The sequence below is a fragment of the Brevibacillus schisleri genome (assembly GCF_055685845.1).
This window is the reverse complement of record NZ_JBVNDM010000001.1, coordinates 5,341,875-5,356,900: the sequence shown is the minus strand read 5'-3', so window position 1 is coordinate 5,356,900 and position 15,026 is coordinate 5,341,875. Positions and strand designations below refer to the sequence as shown.

General features: G+C 47.5%; 17 protein-coding genes. 12 read left to right on the top strand and 5 right to left on the bottom strand.

Features of this window, described 5'->3' with window-relative positions:
- Both ACUUHJ_RS25415 and ACUUHJ_RS25410 read left to right on the top strand, forming a co-directional pair.
- The gene (locus tag ACUUHJ_RS25415; protein ID WP_472300284.1) at positions 1–402 is read left to right on the top strand and encodes a DUF4183 domain-containing protein; all 402 of its coding nucleotides are present in this window, start codon (positions 1–3) and stop codon (positions 400–402) included.
- Positions 403–537: 135 nt separating this feature from the next.
- Positions 538–1,437, top strand: coding sequence for an SDR family oxidoreductase (locus ACUUHJ_RS25410; RefSeq protein WP_472300283.1), 900 nt, complete (start codon positions 538–540; stop codon positions 1,435–1,437).
- Positions 1,438–1,444: 7 nt separating this feature from the next.
- On the opposite strand, the gene ACUUHJ_RS25405 is transcribed toward ACUUHJ_RS25410, so the two are convergent.
- The gene (locus ACUUHJ_RS25405) at positions 1,445–2,044 is read right to left on the bottom strand and encodes an undecaprenyl-diphosphatase (RefSeq protein WP_472300282.1); all 600 of its coding nucleotides are present in this window, start codon (positions 2,042–2,044) and stop codon (positions 1,445–1,447) included.
- 142 nt (positions 2,045–2,186) lie between these two features.
- Positions 2,187–2,852 (bottom strand): hypothetical protein, encoded by a 666-nt coding sequence (locus ACUUHJ_RS25400; protein WP_472300281.1) that lies wholly within the window; start codon positions 2,850–2,852, stop codon positions 2,187–2,189.
- Positions 2,853–3,384: 532 nt separating this feature from the next.
- Here ACUUHJ_RS25400 and ACUUHJ_RS25395 point away from each other — a divergent pair.
- The 8 genes from ACUUHJ_RS25395 to ACUUHJ_RS25360 all read left to right on the top strand — a co-directional run bounded on the left by ACUUHJ_RS25395 (position 3,385) and on the right by ACUUHJ_RS25360 (position 11,970).
- On the top strand, positions 3,385–4,716 hold the full coding sequence (locus ACUUHJ_RS25395; RefSeq protein ID WP_015892947.1) for an ABC transporter substrate-binding protein: 1,332 nt from the start codon (positions 3,385–3,387) through the stop codon (positions 4,714–4,716).
- A gap of 29 nt (positions 4,717–4,745) precedes the next feature.
- Positions 4,746–5,693, top strand: coding sequence for a carbohydrate ABC transporter permease (locus tag ACUUHJ_RS25390; RefSeq protein WP_289674350.1), 948 nt, complete (start codon positions 4,746–4,748; stop codon positions 5,691–5,693).
- Positions 5,694–5,710: 17 nt separating this feature from the next.
- Positions 5,711–6,538, top strand: coding sequence for a carbohydrate ABC transporter permease (locus ACUUHJ_RS25385; protein ID WP_015892945.1), 828 nt, complete (start codon positions 5,711–5,713; stop codon positions 6,536–6,538).
- Positions 6,539–6,561: 23 nt separating this feature from the next.
- Positions 6,562–7,524, top strand: a complete 963-nt coding sequence (locus tag ACUUHJ_RS25380; RefSeq protein ID WP_472300280.1) for a GNAT family N-acetyltransferase — start codon at positions 6,562–6,564, stop codon at positions 7,522–7,524.
- Between the two features lie 30 nt (positions 7,525–7,554).
- Positions 7,555–9,168 carry a glycoside hydrolase family 3 protein gene (locus tag ACUUHJ_RS25375; RefSeq protein WP_472300279.1) on the top strand — a complete coding sequence of 538 codons (1,614 nt, stop codon included), beginning with the start codon at positions 7,555–7,557 and terminating at the stop codon, positions 9,166–9,168.
- Between the two features lie 38 nt (positions 9,169–9,206).
- Entirely contained in the window at positions 9,207–10,121 is a 915-nt protein-coding gene (murQ, locus tag ACUUHJ_RS25370) for an N-acetylmuramic acid 6-phosphate etherase (protein WP_015892942.1), read from the top strand.
- Positions 10,122–10,294: 173 nt separating this feature from the next.
- Positions 10,295–11,230 carry a cation diffusion facilitator family transporter gene (locus ACUUHJ_RS25365; RefSeq protein WP_472300278.1) on the top strand — a complete coding sequence of 312 codons (936 nt, stop codon included), beginning with the start codon at positions 10,295–10,297 and terminating at the stop codon, positions 11,228–11,230.
- Positions 11,231–11,352: 122 nt separating this feature from the next.
- Entirely contained in the window at positions 11,353–11,970 is a 618-nt protein-coding gene (locus ACUUHJ_RS25360) for a DUF3267 domain-containing protein (protein ID WP_289674345.1), read from the top strand.
- Here ACUUHJ_RS25360 and ACUUHJ_RS25355 read toward each other — a convergent pair.
- Complete coding sequence (locus ACUUHJ_RS25355; RefSeq protein ID WP_173610112.1) at positions 11,967–12,308, bottom strand: DoxX family protein; 342 nt, start codon at positions 12,306–12,308, stop codon at positions 11,967–11,969. The two genes, ACUUHJ_RS25360 and ACUUHJ_RS25355, sit on opposite strands and share 4 nt — an antisense overlap.
- 109 nt (positions 12,309–12,417) lie before the next feature.
- On the opposite strand from ACUUHJ_RS25355, the gene ACUUHJ_RS25350 reads away from it, so the two are divergent.
- Positions 12,418–13,164, top strand: coding sequence for a Crp/Fnr family transcriptional regulator (locus tag ACUUHJ_RS25350; RefSeq protein WP_289674344.1), 747 nt, complete (start codon positions 12,418–12,420; stop codon positions 13,162–13,164).
- Here the strand turns inward: ACUUHJ_RS25350 and ACUUHJ_RS25345 are convergent.
- Positions 13,116–13,607 (bottom strand): DUF2569 domain-containing protein, encoded by a 492-nt coding sequence (locus tag ACUUHJ_RS25345; protein WP_472300276.1) that lies wholly within the window; start codon positions 13,605–13,607, stop codon positions 13,116–13,118. The two genes, ACUUHJ_RS25350 and ACUUHJ_RS25345, sit on opposite strands and share 49 nt — an antisense overlap.
- 84 nt (positions 13,608–13,691) lie before the next feature.
- Complete coding sequence (locus ACUUHJ_RS25340; RefSeq protein ID WP_289674342.1) at positions 13,692–13,895, bottom strand: YgaP family membrane protein; 204 nt, start codon at positions 13,893–13,895, stop codon at positions 13,692–13,694.
- A 115-nt stretch (positions 13,896–14,010) separates the two neighbouring features.
- On the opposite strand from ACUUHJ_RS25340, the gene cuyA reads away from it, so the two are divergent.
- A complete protein-coding gene (gene cuyA, locus ACUUHJ_RS25335) occupies positions 14,011–15,009 on the top strand; it encodes a D-cysteate sulfo-lyase (protein ID WP_289674341.1) in 999 nt (332 codons plus the stop codon).
- The last annotated feature ends 17 nt before the right edge of the window (positions 15,010–15,026 follow it).

Genomic DNA, 15,026 nt, shown 5'->3' with positions numbered 1-15,026 from the left:
ATGAGGCGCTATGTCACACAGTCATACACCGTGAGGAGACAGTGTCTGCAAATCGTCCAGCCATTAGGTTGTCCCGGGATTTTCCCAGTAAAGCCCTCCCCCACGTGTCCTCCCTGTCCCCCATGTCCATGTACGCCTGGTATCATACGAACAGAAACCTATCAGTATACAGCAATATCAGATGGAGTCAAAAATGTGTATACCAACAGTGATGCTGTCATGCCATTCAGTACTTCCGGGATTCTGGATCCGAATGAAGTTTCGGTTGTGAATCTATTCATCAATGGAATGCTACAACCTCCCAATTTGTATGTGGTCCAGCCGGGAGTTTTGATCTTGAGTGACATTCCTGTACAAGGGGTTCCTGTTATACTTCAGTTCATTAAAATGATTGTCTCATAAAGGGAAAAGGTCATGTCATACATAAAGGCCATTTTCCTTCCATGTTGTGCCCTTGATGGCGTACACGGCGCACATCAAGAAGGGTAGGCGAATATCATGGCGATATCGACTGAAACCGTACAGGAGGTATTTTCCATGTATCCGAGATACCCATACTATAGTTACAAAACTACTTGCGAAGAAACTCCCCTCACGTTTCCGCCTCAGCATCAGGATCGACAACCGGGGATGGAATACTTGATGGTCCCGCGACCGATTTTCGATAATCCTGACTATATCGGAAGCGGAAAGCTTCGGGGAAAGGTAGCGATTATAACGGGTGGAGATAGCGGGATCGGCCGTGCCGTAGCGGTTGCTTTTGCGAAGGAGGGGGCAACTGTAGCGATTCCTTATTTGGATGAGCACATCGACGCCGAGGAGACCAAGCAAGTCGTTGAGTATTACGGAGGGCAATGTTTGCTGCTGCCGGGAGACTTGCGCGACGAGGCTTGGTGTCGGGAGGTGGTACGCCAAACGGTTGCCTGTTTTGGCAAAGTGGATGTGCTTGTTTTGAATCAAGGCGTACAGTTTCCACAAGAAAGCATCCTCCAGATAAGTCGCGAGCAACTGGAAGACACGTTTCGCACCAACCTTTTCCCCTTATTTTACATCACACAAGAGGCGTTGCCGCATTTGCAGCCTGGCAGTTCCATCATTAGTACGGCATCGGTTACTGCCTATGCCGGTCATCCGCAATTGGTTGATTATTCAGCAACCAAAGGGGCCATCGTCTCCTTTACCCGCTCCTTGTCCCTTCAATTGGTCAAGCAAGGCATCAGGGTGAATGCAGTTGCTCCTGGACCAATCTGGACACCGCTGCAAGTATCCAGCTATTCGGCAGAATACATCACAACTTTGGGTGTCGACACGCCGATGCGTCGCGCAGGACAGCCGTTTGAGCTGGCTCCGACCTATGTCTACCTGGCCTCGGATGATTCGGGATATGTCACGGGCCAGGTATTGCATGTTAATGGTGGAACGATTACAGGGACGTAGCGGTGAATTAAAAGTCTCTCGTCTTCGATTTGGCAGGCAAGATCGCTTGCTCTGCTTTTTCATAGAAAGCCAGTAGAGTATGGACAAAACTCAATCTCGGCACGATTATATAGACCGCCAAGGCAGACCCAATGCTGATCAAGGCACCCACAATGACATCTGCCGGATAATGAACGCCTACCAAAATGCGAGAAAGCCCGACACAAGCAGCAAGCAGCATCCAGAGTGGCCCCGTCGTCTTTCTAAAAAGCCAGTAGGTCATGCAAAAGGAAAAAAACAAGATCGTATGGTCGCTGGGAAATGAATTGTCGACCGCTTTTTGTACCAATTGATTGACATTCGCAAGCTCTGTGAATGGCTGATTATTCGAATGAAGGCTTCCAGCTACTTTCCCGAATAGCTCAGCGATGACAAACGTAAATGTCGCACAAACGACCATGATGCGATTCTCATGTTTTCTCGTAAACCAATACACCAAAGCGCTCAACGCCAGAATAAACACCGTATATTCCGCTACGTAAAAAGACACGGGATTGAGAGCCGGATACTCTTTCCCCAAGTCATTAATCAAGCGAAAATAGTGAATGTTGATTTCCATGCCATTCATTTTGGAGATCCCCCTTTACATGTAACAGGAGAATTTTAATCGATAAGAGAGAAATGGGAAATTGATTTACCTTACGAAATATTACAGGGTTGTAAGGTTGGTTCGGTAGCATCAAAAAAGAGACGGCAGAACCGTCTCTTTTTCATTGGGCAAAAGTTTTTTGTTTTTTGTTTTTGCCCGCTGCTTTGGGATAAATGTCTTTTTTGACAGCCTTTAATTTTCCGGCACGATCCAGGGTCACGTTGATGGTATGATCCGGGGAAGTATAAATGACAAGAACCTGTGTCTTGTTATCCTGGACAGTAGAGGAGTTAATCTGTGAGAACTTGTATTTTTCTGCTTGCTTTCCAAACAAAAGCTTGAGGTGCTCCTTGCCTTTTTTGATCGCTTCCTCATCACCTAAAACTTCTTTCGAAGAGGGGAGTCCGTTTTGAATGTCGACGCTGATCAACTCTCCTGTACTTGCGTTTACATGGACAACTCCGAAGTCTGGGGTAGTACCGTCTGGTTTGCTCGACAAGATTACTTCCAGACGTTCGATCGGACCAGAAGTGGCGGCAACTTTCTCTTTTACGATGGAGGTGATGTGATAGTTCTTCAGGTCAGGGATGGCTTCTTTGACGTGATTCAGAGTCGCTTTTGCTTTTTGATTCAGATCGTTTATGGAAAGTTCCTCTAACTTGGTCGCAGTTACAGTTGCTTTCTCTTTGTGGGAAGAGGCTGCTGCGGCTTCGTTGGTCAGAATAGGTGTGTTTGGCAAAAGGAGTGCCGCTATCAGGGTGAATGCGAGTACCTTACGCTTGGTCATTTTGATCATCCCCATTATTTGTCAGTTGGGTGTACATGATTTAATACGGAAAGAGATTCGAATAAGTAACGGGACAAATTGTGAAAATTTTATAACAGACGAACGGAGGGAGAAAGTGTCGAAAAATAGTTTTGAAATTTTATTTCAAATCTGACAATTCATCTTGATATTTTATTTCAAGCGTCTATAATACAAAATATGTAATCCATTACCATGTCTCACCAGAATGTAAGCGCTTAATAAATCTGCAAACTAAAGGGGTGATATCGTGTTGAATGGCGGGCTGCTGCGCATCCGCGAATCGTTGCACAATATCAAGCGTTCTGAACAAAACGTAGCACCTGTTCCGAGCCATTCTGATTCCCACTTCCTCCTTAGACTACACAAACTCCTGCCTTTATCCTTTTATCCTATCATCAGTAAAAAGTCCATTACCTTCAAAGTATCCACATGTAGCTAGAAGTACGTGAGGGCGTTTGGAAATATCGTTAGCTATGCAAGTTTTCACTTATTGCAATTGGGGAGGTTTTCCATGAAAAAGAGAAGGTTTCTCTCAGTACTCGGTTTGATTGGCTTAACTGCGGCATTGCTTATTTCCGGATGTAGCAGCCAGTCCTCCACACAGCAGGGGGACAAAGTCGAATTGTATATGGGCTACAACTCTGATCCGCCCACGAAGAAAAAGATGGAAGAAATTATCGCAAAATTCGAACAGTCACATCCGAACATCAAAATCAAAACAATGACAGCACCATATGATGACTTCTATCAAAAGCTGACGACTCAGATCGCGGCTGGGAATGCACCTGATCTTTGGCAGAGCGACGGGACAAAAGTATTTGGCTACGCCCAACGTGGCGCGATTCTCGACATCACCGACTACGTCACGAAAGAAATCAGCAAAGAGGAGCTCAACGGTCTGGAGTTCAACAAAGACTCTGACGGGAAGTATTGGGGTGTGCCGCAGGGCATCCAAGTCGGAGCGCTTTTCTACAACAAGGATTTGTTCGACAAAGCGGGCGTACCATACCCTACGGCTGACTGGACCTGGGATGATTTGAAGGCGGCTTCCGTGAAGCTGACCCTCGATGCCAACGGGAAAAATGCAGACGATCCTGCTTTTGACAAAAAATCAGTGAAGCAGTACGGCTTCGCGTTTTTCGGTAGCTCACGCGGGGCGTTTAACATCTTGAAAGCGTATGGTGGCGGGGTATTGGACCCGACGTTGAAAAAATCGATTATCAACAGCCCAGAGAACAAAAAAGCGGTCGAGTGGATGGTCGACGGCATGCAGCGCAAGCTATTCCCGAATCCGGCTGATCTAAAGGCGTTCCAAAGCAACTTCAAAGCGTTTTTGAGCGGGGCTGTAGCGATGCAAATCGATATTTACGCAGCAACAACCTCGATGAATGGTGCAGGGTTGAATTACGATGTCGCTCCTATGCCAAAAGGGCCGGACGGCAAACGCTTCGCACCCGTCATCGCCAACTCATGGGTCATCAACAAAAAAGCAGAGGAAGAGAAGGTCAAGGCCGCTAAAGAATGGATCACCTACTGGACGACATCTGATGAAGCGCAAAAAGAGTGGACAGAAGTAGGCGAAGCTATTCCAGTGAAAAAATCAGTGGCGAATTCCGAAATGTTCCTAAACCCAGCCACGAAGCCGGAAAACAAAAAAGTGTTCCTCGATACCTTGGAGTTCGCAGGCACGATTGATACCAACGCTGTCTTTACCGAGTGGGTGAAGGTTTTCACGGATAATCTGGCGGAGCTGTTCATGGATAAATACGGAACGGACGACTTCATTACGAAAACAGACCAAGGCATTCAAAAAGTTCTGGATGATTTCTTCAAGAAGCAGTAGTCATCTATCAGTGAGGATGTGTGCCAACCATGCTAGAGCTGCAAACCAAGCAACAGGCGAAGCCTGCTGTGAAAAAGAGAAAATGGTTGGATAGCGAGGGGAGATGGGGACTGCTCCTGGTCTCCCCTTATCTCATCCACTTTCTCGTTTTCGTCGTGGGAACATCGGTCGCGTCATTGTACTTTAGCTTTTCGGATTACGATATTTTAAATCCGCCCAAATGGACGGGCTTGGACAACTACGCAAAGCTGTTTGAAGACCCGCTGTTTTATCACTCGTTATGGAATACGGTCTATTTTACGATCCTGTACGTCCCGGCCAAAACGTTTTTGGCGTTGCTGTTAGCGGTAGCCCTGAATCAAAAGCTGAAGGGACTGAAATTTTTCAGGATGGTTCACTTTTTGCCGGTTATCTCCTCATGGACCGTGATCGCGTATGTAGCGGATGCGGTATTTAACCAGCGGATCGGTTTTGCCAATGCTTTTCTGACCAAACTGGGCATCGCCCCGCAAAACTGGCTGATTGATGAATTCTGGGTCATCCCGGTCTTGGTTCTCATCGCCATCTGGAAATCAGTCGGTTACATGATGATTATTTTTCTCGCTGGGCTGCAAGGAATTTCTTCTGACATGTATGAGGCAGCCTCGATAGATGGAGCGAACGCTTGGCAAAAGTTTTGGCGGGTGACAGTCCCGATGATTTCCGGCACGACGTTTCTGGTCATCATCTTGAATACGATTTACTCCTTCCAAAACTTCGAACAGATTTTTGTCATGACGGGAGGCTCTACAGAGGCAGGCTCGACAGGTGGTGCGAATAACGCCAGCCTCGTCCTGATGCTATTCATGTTCCGTCAAGCATTCAGCTTTTTCAAAATGGGCTACGCCTCTGCTATCGCGTGGGTGTTGTTCCTTATCCTGCTTGCCATTACGCTCATCCAATTCAAGCTGCAAAAGAAATGGGTTCATTATGATTAAGAGGCAAGGAGGTAACCATGCAAAAGCGTTTTCCACTCAATAAAATCGTCGGATACCTGTTTGTCATAGCGAGTGCGTTGATTATGCTGGTACCGTTTTTGACGACTGTGTTTAACTCGCTGAAAACCTACAAGCAGTACATGCAATTTCCGCCAGAATGGCTGCCCAATCCAACACAATGGAGCAACTATACAACCGTGTGGGAACAGGCGAATTTTAGCAGCTATACGATCAACAGTCTGATTGTCGCGATTCTTTCTGTTATCGGGGCCTTATTGTCCAGCTCGATGATTGCCTTTGCCTTTGCTAGGCTGCGTTTTCCTTTCCGCGACACGCTGTTCATGATCGTGCTGGGAACAATGATGATCCCGGGGATCGTCACGATAGTCCCGCAGTTTATTATCTTTAAAAATTTGGGACTGCTCGACACGTTGGCTCCGCTTTGGATTTTGGAGTGGCTCGGACAGCCGTTTGCCATTTTTTTAATGAGGCAAGCATTTTTAAATATCCCGAAGGATTACGAGGAAGCGGCAAAGCTGGATGGCTGCAATCCGTTCCAGATTTACTGGCGGGTGTTTTTGCCGATGTGCAAGCCTTCCTTGGCAACACTGGCGGTCTTTACGTTTATGGGGAAGTGGAATGAGATTTTGGCGCCAGTCATTTATCTCATTTCGGACGAGAACTTTACACTGCCGATTGGGATTTTGTCTTTGAGTGGTCAGTACAAGACAGAGGATCAACTGCTGGTAGCAGGGGCCTTGATCAGCTTGATCCCGATTTTGATCGTGTTTTTGTTTGCGGAGAAATATTTTGTGGAAGGCTCTAAAACTTCTGGATTGAAATAGGGCGTAAGGGAGGCTGACATCCGATGCAATACGTACCTTGGGACGATCAATATGCGGACGCTCTGTGCGAGCTGTGGAATCAGGAGTTGGGTGATCGCTTTCCCATGCGGACGGAGCTCCTGCGGCAAAATAGCTTCGAGGATCAGAATGTAGTCAAAGCCGGGTCGTGGATTGCGCTAGATGCTGTGACAAAGCGTCCCGTCGGTTTTGTCGTAGCCAAATGCTGGCAGGAAAGGCTCGACATTCAATTGGGAAGAGGCATTGGCTGGATACAGGTCTTGCTCGTGTCTACAGCACATCGCGGACAAGGGGTCGGGCGTGAATTGCTGGCAAGAGCAGAAAATGCGTTGCGAGAGCAAGGGGTGGAAAAGGTCTTGCTGGGGCGCGATCCGTATCATTATTTCCCTGGCATACCCGATGAATCTGCGGAGGTAAAAGCGTGGTTTGAGCGACAAGGGTATCATTCGGAGGATCGGTTGGAGAATGATCTGTTAGGACAATATCCCGAACCAGCAGAGCTGGAGTTGCCAGAGGTACCAGATGGCCGTTTTCGCCTGTTGACGAGGGCGGACGAAGATGCCTTTTTGGCCTTCTTGCATCGATGCTTTCCCGGACGCTGGGAGTATGAAGCCATACACTATTTTGAGCGGGGAGGAACCGGACGCGAATTCGTCGTGGTGGAGCTGCACGGTGAGATCGTCGGTTTTTGCCGGATCAATGATGCCAATTCCCCATTTATTGCCCAAAACGTATACTGGGCACCATTGTTTGCAGATGGGCTGGGCGGCATCGGTCCGTTGGGCGTGGATTCGGAGTACAGAGGACGGGGCTTGGGACTGGCGATTGTGGAGGCAGGCATTGTGGCTTTGCGAAATCGCGGTATCTCAAACATTGTCATCGATTGGACGACGCTGGTCGACTTCTATGCGAGGCTCGGCTATCGCAGCTGGAAGCAGTATGCGAAGTACGGCAAAGCATTCTCTTAACAAGAGTAAGTCGATAGGGAGGAGGATTCCATGCAAGCCGAACATATGACGGTGGAACAGAAGGTCGGGCAACTGCTGATGATTGGTTACCCTACGCTGGATATTCCCGAAGAAATGGAAGTGTGGATCAAACAAAAACAGATTGGCAACGTGATTCTTTTTAGCCGCAATATCGGGACACCGGAGGAGACCTATGAGCGCGTACAAAAGCTCCAGAGCTGGGCGTATGAGTCTGGGCATCCCTATCCGCTGTTGGTCGGGACTGATCAGGAAAATGGCGTGGTTTCCCGTCTGCAAAAAGGGGCGACGCGCTTCCCCGGAGCGATGGCTTTGGGGGCCACAGGCAATCTCGATCAAGCCAAGCGCATCTACCAGGCAACAGGTGAAGAGCTGCGTGCAGCTGGGATTTCAGTCAATTTCGCCCCGACGGTCGATGTGAACAACAATCCGGACAATCCTGTCATTGGGGTGCGGTCTTTTGGAGAAGCGCCAGAGCAGGTGGCGCGGTTTGGAGAGGCCGCCATTCAAGGCTTGCTTGCGAGTGGTGTTATTCCCTCTATCAAGCACTTCCCCGGTCATGGTGATACGAGCATCGATTCACATGAAGCCGTTCCTGTGCTTGGGCATGATCGGACGCGACTGGATCAGGTCGAGTTGGTTCCATTCCAGCGCTGCATTGCGGCTGGAGTCCCCATGGTGATGGTTGGACATATCAGTTTGCCCAGCATGGATGCGTCAGGCTCTCCTGCTACGTATTCCAAGGAGATCGTAACGGGAATATTGCGTGAGTCTCTCGGCTTTGATGGGGTCGCGATAACCGATTGCATGGAGATGGCTGCCATTGCGGGTACCATCGGGGTTGCGGAAGCGGCGGTTCGTTGTGTGCAGGCTGGGATTGATCTGGTGCTGGTCTCCCACACGCATGAAGTTCAGGAAAAGACGTACGATCGACTCGTTGCGGCTATTCATTCGGGGGAGCTGTCGGAGGAGCGGGTCAACGAAGCTGTAAATCGCGTGCTTCAATTAAAGAAACGATTTCTTTCTTGGGAACATTGCTTACGTGCAAAAGGCCCTTCCTTTGACCGTGTCCAGCATGCAGACATGGCGAAAAGTGCGCTCGCCCAAGCCATAACCTTGGTGAAAAATCAACATCAGCTACTTCCTTTACAGAGAAGCACGCAACCGCTCGGTGTCATTTTTCTGGGGCTTGCCAATCTTACTTTGGCAGAGGATGGGCAAGCAGCTTCTGGCGATCTGGTCGAACCATTGAGAAAATACCGTGAAGTTGAATACTATATGATGTCGACGCTCAACCCGACAGAGGATGAAGGGGAGATGGCGGCGCATGTGATGGCAGCCACGGAGCAAATCGTCGTTTTTACGTACAATGCCCATATCTTTAAAGGCCAATCGCTGCTGGTGAATCGGCTCATTCAACAGGGGAAAAAGGTCGTGGCTGTTGCCCTGCGAAACCCGTATGATCTCTTGGTAATGCCAGAGGTGGATGCGTATCTCGCCGTTTACGACCATTCGTACTATGCCATAGAGCTTGTGGCAGACATTTTGTTTGGCGAACGAAAGGCCGCTGGACATCTTCCGGTTAGCCTGTTTCCATCGGAGAAAAAGCAGCATGGTGTGGGGTAGAAAGAGAAGATGAGTGTAGATGGGTGGGAGGTAACTGGATGAAGTTTCACCTGCGTGATTTAACGACAGAAACAAGGAATCGGAATACGGAAGAGCTGGATAAATTCTCTACGATGGAAATTGTCCAGATTATGAATGAAGAGGATAAAACAGTTGCGTTTGCCGTTGAAAAGGAACTGGCTTCGATTGCAGCGGCCGTTGACTTGATCGCAGAATGTCTGGAAAACGGCGGAAGACTCTTTTATTTTGGAGCAGGAACGAGTGGGAGATTGGGCTTGCTCGATGCTGCTGAATGCCCCCCGACCTTTGGGACGGACCCCTCATTGGTGCAGGGAGTCATAGCAGGCGGAGAAAAAGCGATCGTCAGGGCAGTCGAAGGAGCCGAAGACGTGGAGCAGAATGGCAGGGAAGATGTGATTGCCTATGGCGTTAAGGCAGGGGATGCTGTGGTGGGAATTGCAGCGAGTGGTCGGACACCTTATGTCATCGGAGCATTGGCGGAAGCAAGAAGGCAGCAGGCAAAAATCATTTCGGTGTCCTGCAACCAGGTGGCGCAGATCAGCCAAGGTGTGGATGTAGCGATAAATGTGGTAGTAGGGCCAGAGGTGGTGACCGGATCGACTCGCTTAAAAGCAGCGACGGCGCAGAAGATGGTTCTCAATATGATAACGACCGGATGCATGGTACGGTTGGGGAAAGTGTACAAAAATTTGATGGTCAATGTGCAGGTAACCAATGAGAAACTGAAGGAACGGGCAAAACAAATCGTGGCAGAAGCGACCAACGTCTCCACTGATGAGGCTGACGTACTGTTGCACAAGGCAGATGGTGACGCAAAACTGGCGATCGTCATGCAAAAAACAGGGCTGCAAGCAGAGGACGCAAGCCGCTTGCTCACCCAGTACAAGGGCAATATCCGACGAGTTTTGGAAGGGAATCACAATCAGGAATGATCAGCCTAATCCTTTTGGATGAGGCTTTTTTGTTTTGGTACAACATGACTGGTAATGAAAATCACTTGTATGATCCATAAAATGTTCATTTGAATATTAGCGAAAAAGAGGATATGATTATATTCATTCTTATATTGTAATTTTTATAAATTAAATGGACAGAGGTGATAGGTATGAAAAAGGGTGATTTTCACCATCTTGATCATGTGAAAGAACAGCAAACATCGAAGAAAACACTGTGGATTACGCTCCTATTGACGTTGTTTTTTACGATCGTGGAGGTTGTGGGGGGCTTGATGTCCAATTCACTCGCGCTCCTGTCTGACTCCGCCCATATGATTTCTGACGTCTTTGCCTTAGGGTTGAGTATGACCGCTATTTATATGGCGACACGTAAGCCGACGAAGAAGTACACGTTCGGATTTCTCCGCTTTGAAATTATTGCTTCGTTCTTGAATGGCTTGGCTCTTGCTGTAATTTCGATTGGGATCGTGATTGAAGGGATCAAGCGGATGATCAATCCGCAAGATGTTGATTTGCAGTTGATGCTGACCATTGCATCCATCGGTTTGGTTGTAAACATCGTGTTGACCATCGTGCTTTCTCGCAGTATGAAGGAAGAAGACAACCTCAATGTAAAAAGCGCGTTATGGCACTTTATTGGGGATTTGCTCAGCTCTGTCGGTGTAATTACGTCGGCGATTCTCATTTACATGACAGGCTACTACTTGTTTGACCCGTTGATTAGCTTGGTAATTGGGGGCATCATTTTTACAGGTGGTGCCAAAATCATTCGTGAGTCGCTGCTTGTTTTAATGGAATCTGTTCCAGAGCAATTTGATCTCGATCAAATCCGTCAGGACCTTAGTGAAGTAGAGGGTGTGGAGGATGTTCATGAGCTGCACCTGTGGGCGGTATCCACGGAACATTACTCCCTGACAGCGCATGTGTTCGTTCGTGAAGGAATCCAGCCGTATTGTGTCATTCTGGCGATTAATCACATTTTGCAAACGAAGTACGGAATTGACCATTCGACGATTCAAATCGAGCACCCGACGATTCTGGATCACGGGGAATATGGCAAACAGTTTTTGCTTAAGCAAGTATAAATGACCATGAGAAAAAGGCTGTCTCCAAGCAAGCTCAGGAGATAGCCTTTTTTTATTTATCTCCCCATTAAAGAAACTGATTACATAGGGTGAACGTCTTACTAGAAAGGGGAGGTTTTTTTATGAGAATCACAACCAAATTGCCACAGTATCATGAAAATGTACATGTTGAGTTGATGAAAAATGAATGGGTTCCACTGAATGAACCACAGAGTTTGGGCAGGGCAACTCTTTTATCGATTCCTTTCATGCTGATTAATGCACTCATCGTTTTTGGGATCATCCATATTTTTTCGCCAATAACTTTGGAGGAATTGGGGCTGACATCTGATTCGCTATCCATATCCATTGACTTGGGTGCGATATTCTCTCTACTCGCCTTGGTCATTATTCATGAATGCTTGCATTTGATTTTTATCCCGAATTTCTTGAGATCAGAAAAAACATGGATGGGGCTAACGTTGTTTGGCGGGTTTGTAGCAACGGAAGAAAAGATTCCAAAAGCAAGATACATCCTGATTACCATCGCTCCATTCATTCTCATTTCGATTATGTTGCCTGTTCTTCTAGGGTTTTTGGGGCTGTTCACTACTGTATTAAAATTTATGATTTTGATAAACGCAATCGCTTCTTCGGTCGATATGCTGAATCTTTTCCTGGTGATGAAGCAAGTTCCGAGACAAGCAATCTTGATCAGTAACGGACAAAAAACGTACTGGAAAGCGCTCGGAAACGATTAAAGCCAAAGGAGAAGCAACGAACAAATAAGCATAATTCCTGCATTTATCGCCATGACGGGTTTATGCTTTGCCCGAAAAAGATGGGCATGGATAGCACCGAGCATGAGGATGGCGAACAGGATACAAGCGAATGTTAATACTCCAGGAATCCAAAAGGAGCTAACTACACCGATGACTCCGACCAGCTCAAGTGAGGCAATCACGTCCATAAACCAAAGGGGGTACCCATATTCCTTCCAGTGCTGAAGCATAGAGTTTGCGCGTAAAAATTTCATTAACACAGAGATGGAAAACATCAAAGCCAAAATCAGTGAAAGAATCATGATGAATGTGTTCAACGATTTACACTCCTTTGTTCATTCGAAATCCATTGCTTAACGAGGAGTATAATGGGTGTGATCCATACAATATGTAGTCCAGCCTACAGTGAGCAGGAGGAAGTGCACGGTGATCGAAAAGGAGAAGTTTTTATCCCGCATCAATTTGTTTCAGTCGTTAAGTGAAGCAGAGCTAGCCCAATTGGAACCGGCGACTCCTATGGAAGTAGTCAAAAAAGGAACGATAATTTCCTCTCCTCACTTGGAGCTAAAAAGGTTGTTTTTGATCAAGGCTGGGAAGGTTCGTCTATACAAGCTTTCGGCTGACGGCAAAGAGCTGACGATTGATTTGCTCGGCACGGGACATGTGTTTGGCGAGATCGGCTCGTTTACGATCAGTTCAACCAATATGTACGCGGAAGCGTGGGAAGATTCGGTGATTTGTTCGATTGATAAAGGACAATTTGAAGAGCTGATGCTGGAGAAGCCGAGGCTTGCCTTGCATTTTATCGAGATTGTCTCGAATCGTTTGCAAGAGGTAGAAGAAATGATGGAGCTCATGGCGTATGGAAGTGTGCGACAGCGTCTCGTATATTTGCTTGGCAGGCTGTGCGAGAAATACGGAGGAGAGCGCCAGGCTGACGCACCGGAATGGATCGAGCTGGCAGTGAACCTGACGCATCAGGAGCTGGCGACGATGATGGGGTGTATTCGTGAAACAGTAACAGAGACACTCCATGAGCTAACAGGAGAAGGTATCGTGAAGAAGGCGGGACTGCGAAAGCCGTTATGGGTGCATCGGGACCGATTGAGGGAAGCGCTGGACCCTTATTCATTCACAAATGTATTCTTTACTCGTATGGACAAGCGGAAATAGGGAACCCAGATCATCGCGGTGATGCAAGTATGAAGCAAGCTTAGTCCCGATTGCTTGACATACTGACTTGTGTCTCCGAAAAGATTGTCAAAGCTCGCCCAAGCCAGCAAATCGATCATGTTCAAGATGAGATAAAAAAGAATCAGGCCAACAAATAAATGGGGAGCACGTTTCTTCTTCTGGAAATAGAAAACGAGAAGGAACAGCGAAAATACGAGTAATCCTATCTCTAACAAAATGTTGCCGTAGTAATACAAAGTGAATGACAGGCTTTGCTCCATAAACGGTGCGAGCCCTTCAATTGCTTCAGCATAATCCAGAAAAATGCCGATAACGGATAAAAGCAAGGAAAGTGGGCTCAGAACGACAATAATGGTCGACCAGATTAACCAGCCGCCCAATCCTTTTGGCTTATTTACATTTGCTTCTGTTTGGACATTCATTCGTGTTTTCTTACCTCTCTGATCGTAATGATATTGATACCAGATAATGGTATATAATCAAAGAGGTAAGGTCAAATGCAAAAATTAAGATTTTTGCGAAGGAAGTTGGCAAGAGTTAATCCCAAAGATACGATAGAAGAAGCACTGTTTGGTCAAGGCTGTATACAGGAGCGGAATGCCCATCAACGAAAGGTATTGATAGCCTCCGTCCAGAAAGAAGAACAAGGACAGAAAGACTAATCCAGCAATGATACGAAGCATTTGATCAAAACGACCGACGTTTTTCATTCTTATCCCTCCGGTTATGGTGTTTGTGATTGATGAGACTTATTGTACCGGAGTACTTTTTGGTTGCATGTAACAAAGTCACATAACGCAAAGCAGAAGGGAAGAAAAGAAAAGCATGAACAAAATCCGTTACCATCGCAGAAAATACACGCAGGGTCATACACCAATCGAAAGGCTGGAGCGATTATCCAAAGAGTTAGGCGGACCGAGTATTTCTATCAAGCGAGACGACATGCTTGGCTTGACAGCAGGTGGAAACAAGACGCGAAAGCTGGAGTATTTGGTGGCGGAGGCAATCGAGCAAGGGGCAGATACGTTGATTACATGCGGAGCTGTCCAATCCAATCACTGTCGGTTGACACTTGCGGCGGCAGTTCGCGAAGGTCTGCACTGCCAGCTCGTGCTGTCCGCGCCTGAGACGGGGGACTACCAACCGCAAGCGAGTGGCAATCATCTGTTGTTTCACTTGCTCGGAGCAGAAAAAATCGAGGTCATTCCCGCAGAGGCAGATTTGCTTGCAGCTATGGAAGAGCTCGCTGAAAGTCTGCGAAAACAAGGCAGAAAACCATATCTGATCCCTGTAGGAGGCTCCAACGAAGTCGGGTCCTTGGGGTACATGGCGTGTGCGGAAGAAATCGAGCAGCAGGCTTGGGAAACGATGACTCCGTACGATTATGTCGTGACGGCAACGGGAAGCGGCGGTACCCAAGCAGGCTTACTCGCGGGATTTATGGCGCGTCAGTCTAACACAAAAGTAATCGGGATCAATGTCAGCCGCGATCGGGCTGCACAAGAAGCAAAGGTGATGGGGTTACTGCACAGTACAGCTGCACTGATCGGTTTGAAAGGGGACATACGAGCAGAAGCTGTGCTTTGCGACGACAGGTTTGTCGGGCCAGGCTATGCGATTCCGACAGATGGCATGATCGAGGCTGTTCAGCTGGTTGCTCGGACAGAGGGAATTTTGCTAGATCCTGTCTATACCGGAAAGGCGATGGCAGGGGTGATTGGCTTGATTCGCGAAGGGCATTTTAACAAGAGTGATCATGTAATGTTCCTTCATACGGGTGGTTCCCCTGCACTCTATACGGTTCCACAGTTGTTTTTGCCGTAAAAAGACAGGCAGGGGTA

Excerpts from the sequence above, each read along its gene's own strand:
- ACUUHJ_RS25410 (WP_472300283.1), top strand. The coding sequence starts at position 538 with ATGTATCCGAGATACCCATACTATAGTTACAAAACTACTTGCGAAGAA.
- ACUUHJ_RS25405 (WP_472300282.1), bottom strand. The coding sequence starts at position 2,044 with ATGAATGGCATGGAAATCAACATTCACTATTTTCGCTTGATTAATGAC.
- ACUUHJ_RS25400 (WP_472300281.1), bottom strand. The coding sequence starts at position 2,852 with ATGACCAAGCGTAAGGTACTCGCATTCACCCTGATAGCGGCACTCCTT.
- ACUUHJ_RS25345 (WP_472300276.1), bottom strand. The coding sequence starts at position 13,607 with ATGAATGTCCAAACAGAAGCAAATGTAAATAAGCCAAAAGGATTGGGC.
- ACUUHJ_RS25365 (WP_472300278.1), top strand. The coding sequence starts at position 10,295 with ATGAAAAAGGGTGATTTTCACCATCTTGATCATGTGAAAGAACAGCAA.
- ACUUHJ_RS25395 (WP_015892947.1), top strand. The coding sequence starts at position 3,385 with ATGAAAAAGAGAAGGTTTCTCTCAGTACTCGGTTTGATTGGCTTAACT.
- ACUUHJ_RS25415 (WP_472300284.1), top strand. The coding sequence starts at position 1 with ATGAGGCGCTATGTCACACAGTCATACACCGTGAGGAGACAGTGTCTG.
- murQ (WP_015892942.1), top strand. The coding sequence starts at position 9,207 with ATGAAGTTTCACCTGCGTGATTTAACGACAGAAACAAGGAATCGGAAT.
- ACUUHJ_RS25375 (WP_472300279.1), top strand. The coding sequence starts at position 7,555 with ATGCAAGCCGAACATATGACGGTGGAACAGAAGGTCGGGCAACTGCTG.
- ACUUHJ_RS25360 (WP_289674345.1), top strand. The coding sequence starts at position 11,353 with ATGAGAATCACAACCAAATTGCCACAGTATCATGAAAATGTACATGTT.
- ACUUHJ_RS25340 (WP_289674342.1), bottom strand. The coding sequence starts at position 13,895 with ATGAAAAACGTCGGTCGTTTTGATCAAATGCTTCGTATCATTGCTGGA.
- ACUUHJ_RS25385 (WP_015892945.1), top strand. The coding sequence starts at position 5,711 with ATGCAAAAGCGTTTTCCACTCAATAAAATCGTCGGATACCTGTTTGTC.
- ACUUHJ_RS25390 (WP_289674350.1), top strand. The coding sequence starts at position 4,746 with ATGCTAGAGCTGCAAACCAAGCAACAGGCGAAGCCTGCTGTGAAAAAG.
- cuyA (WP_289674341.1), top strand. The coding sequence starts at position 14,011 with ATGAACAAAATCCGTTACCATCGCAGAAAATACACGCAGGGTCATACA.
- ACUUHJ_RS25380 (WP_472300280.1), top strand. The coding sequence starts at position 6,562 with ATGCAATACGTACCTTGGGACGATCAATATGCGGACGCTCTGTGCGAG.